Consider the following 3,106-nt stretch of genomic DNA (forward strand, 5'->3'; position numbering starts at 1 on the left):
GGGTTATATGGTCAAGCGAATAAGCGCACACGGTGGATGCCTTGGCGGTCAGAGGCGATGAAGGACGTGATAGCCTGCGAAAAGCGCGGGGGAGCTGGCAATAAGCTTTGATCCCGTGATGTCCGAATGGGGAAACCCACCTAGCAATAGGTATCCTGCAGTGAATACATAGCTGCTGGAAGCAAACCCGGAGAACTGAAATATCTAAGTACCCGGAGGAAAAGAAATCAACCGAGATTCCCTTAGTAGTGACGAGCGAACGGGGACTAGCCCTTAAGTTGCATGAGCTTTAGCAAAGCGGTCTGGAAAGGCCGGCCATAGAAGGTGATAGCCCTGTATGCGAAAGGGCTCATGCGATGAAATCGAGTAGGGCGGGGCACGAGAAACCCTGTCTGAACATGGGGGGACCATCCTCCAAGGCTAAATACTCCTGACCGACCGATAGTGAACCAGTACCGTGAGGGAAAGGCGAAAAGAACCCCGGAGAGGGGAGTGAAATAGACCCTGAAACCGTGTGCGTACAAGCAGTAGGAGCCCTTCGGGGTGACTGCGTACCTTTTGTATAATGGGTCAGCGACTTACAGTTCGTGGCAAGCTTAACCGTATAGGGGAGGCGAAGGGAAACCGAGTCTGAATAGGGCGCATAGTCGCGGGCTGTAGACCCGAAACCGGGTGATCTAGTCATGCCCAGGGTGAAGGTTGAGTAACATCAACTGGAGGCCCGAACCCACGCCCGTTGCAAAGGTCGGGGATGAGGTGTGATTAGGAGTGAAAAGCTAATCGAACCCGGAGATAGCTGGTTCTCCTCGAAAGCTATTTAGGTAGCGCCTCATGTGAATCCTCTTGGGGGTAGAGCACTGTTATGGCTAGGGGGTCATTGCGACTTACCAAACCATTGCAAACTCCGAATACCAAGACGGACTGCATGGGAGACACACGGCGGGTGCTAACGTCCGTCGTGAAAAGGGAAACAACCCAGACCCACAGCTAAGGTCCCAAATTTTGTGCTAAGTGGAAAACCATGTGGAAAGGCACAGACAGCCAGGAGGTTGGCTTAGAAGCAGCCACCCTTTAAAGAAAGCGTAATAGCTCACTGGTCGAGTCGGTCTGCGGGGAAGATTTAACGGGGCTAAGCACAGAACCGAAGCTTGGGGTGCACACTTTTAGTGTGCGCGGTAGAGGAGCGTTCCGTAAGCCTGCGAAGGTGGATTGAGAAGTCTGCTGGAGGTATCGGAAGTGCGAATGCTGACATGAGTAACGATAATGCGGGTGAAAAGCCCGCACGCCGAAAGCCCAAGGTTTCCTTGCGCAACGTTAATCGACGCAGGGTGAGTCGGCCCCTAAGGCGAGGCAGAAATGCGTAGTCGATGGGAAGCTGGTTAATATTCCAGCACCTCGCGTAAGTGCGATGGAGGGACGGAGAAGGTTAGGTCTACCAGGCGTTGGTTGTCCTGGGGAAAGGCGGTAGGTGTGGATCTTTGGCAAATCCGGGATCCTTTAACACCGAGCACCGAGACGAGTCCATTAGGACGAAGTGACTGACACCACGCTTCCAGGAAAAGCTCCTAAGCTTCAGCTTACGCAGACCGTACCGTAAACCGACACAGGTGGGCAGGATGAGAATTCTCAGGCGCTTGAGAGAACTCGGGTGAAGGAACTAGGCAAATTGGTACCGTAACTTCGGGAGAAGGTACACCCCTCTTGGTGACCATATGCATGGTTGAGCTGAGGGGGGTCGCAGAAACTAGGCCGCTGCGACTGTTTATCAAAAACACAGCACTCTGCAAACACGAAAGTGGACGTATAGGGTGTGACGCCTGCCCGGTGCTGGAAGGTTAATTGATGGGGTCAGCCGCAAGGCGAAGCTCTTGATCGAAGCCCCAGTAAACGGCGGCCGTAACTATAACGGTCCTAAGGTAGCGAAATTCCTTGTCGGGTAAGTTCCGACCTGCACGAATGGCGTAACGACAGCGGCGCTGTCTCCACCCGAGACTCAGTGAAATTGAAATCGCTGTGAAGATGCAGCGTTCCCGCGGCAAGACGGAAAGACCCCGTGAACCTTTACTATAGCTTTACACTGAACGTTGAGTTCGTCTGTGTAGGATAGGTGGGAGGCTATGAAACCAGGACGCTAGTTCTGGCGGAGCCATCCTTGAAATACCACCCTGTCGTGCTTGACGTTCTAACCTAGGTCCGTAATCCGGATCGGGGACCGTGTATGGTGGGTAGTTTGACTGGGGCGGTCTCCTCCCAAAGTGTAACGGAGGAGCACGAAGGTACGCTCAGCGCGGTCGGACATCGCGCACTGTGTGCAAAGGCATAAGCGTGCTTGACTGCAAGATCGACGGATCAAGCAGGTACGAAAGTAGGTCTTAGTGATCCGGTGGTTCTGTATGGAAGGGCCATCGCTCAACGGATAAAAGGTACTCCGGGGATAACAGGCTGATACCGCCCAAGAGTTCATATCGACGGCGGTGTTTGGCACCTCGATGTCGGCTCATCACATCCTGGGGCTGTAGTCGGTCCCAAGGGTATGGCTGTTCGCCATTTAAAGTGGTACGCGAGCTGGGTTCAGAACGTCGTGAGACAGTTCGGTCCCTATCTGTCGTGGGCGTTGGAGATTTGAGAGGGGCTGCTCCTAGTACGAGAGGACCGGAGTGGACGAACCTCTGGTGTTCCGGTTGTCACGCCAGTGGCACTGCCGGGTAGCTATGTTCGGAAGCGATAACCGCTGAAAGCATCTAAGCGGGAAGCGCGCCTCAAGATGAGATCTCCCGGGAGCTTGACTCCCCTAAAGGAACCATCAAGACCAGGTGGTTGATAGGCAGGGTGTGTAAGTCCAGCAATGGATTGAGCTAACCTGTACTAATGATCCGTGTGGCTTGACCATATAACCTCAAGTGGCCTTGGACTCGACGACACGTTCGACGTTCGGCACAATACCTCGCTACATTCCAAACTATTCGCCTAAGGCAGATCAGTGCATCGATCCGTCCATGGCAACCAACGAGAGCGCGTGCGCCGTGATGGCGACCCTCCACCCTCTCCCTGGTGACAATAGCTGTGTGGAACCACCCGATCCCATCCCGAACTCGGAAGTGAAACG

The 3,106-nt window shown here is 54.1% G+C and carries 2 rRNA genes; both read left to right on the forward strand.

From position 1 onward, the window contains the following. Positions 1 to 9 precede the first annotated feature (9 nt). Positions 10 to 2,890 (forward strand): 23S ribosomal RNA (locus tag ACYVBS_RS14550). Positions 2,891 to 3,047: 157 nt separating this feature from the next. Continuing rightward, a 5S ribosomal RNA gene (gene rrf, locus ACYVBS_RS14555) occupies positions 3,048 to 3,106 on the forward strand; the annotation flags it as partial.

Source organism: Lysobacter olei (genome assembly GCF_054777355.1).